Origin of the sequence: Escherichia sp. AM3 (assembly GCF_032029835.1) — a bacterium.
Classification (GTDB): domain Bacteria; phylum Pseudomonadota; class Gammaproteobacteria; order Enterobacterales; family Enterobacteriaceae; genus Escherichia; species Escherichia coli.
On the sequence record NZ_JAVUPQ010000835.1, the window covers coordinates 1 to 297 of the forward strand.

At 57.2% G+C, this 297-nt stretch carries 1 pseudogene; it reads right to left on the reverse strand.

Going from position 1 to position 297, the window contains the following annotated elements:
• Positions 1-297 (reverse strand): annotated as a pseudogene (locus tag RTW80_RS28625) (Lon protease family protein); the annotation flags it as partial.

The following is a 297-nucleotide window of genomic DNA, read 5'->3' on the forward strand; positions in this document are numbered from 1 at the left end:
GGCGAGGGCAGCGCGAAACGTTCCGCCACGGCCATAACCCACTGACACCACTGCGCCATGTCATCGGCATCGGCGATCTGAATATTGTCTTCAAATTCGCTGTAAACCGCCTGCTCCGCGAGTTCTGGCTCCATTTCCTGGAAATCAGCCAGAGATTCACGGTCACCCGTCAGCACGACGGTCAGCGACAGCGGCATAGACGGAATGGAAACAGGCAGCGGACGTGAATCATCGTAGCCTACCCAGTCAAAACGTTGCTGCGTCACCACCGTTTTAAGGCGCATCCACAGCAGAGGC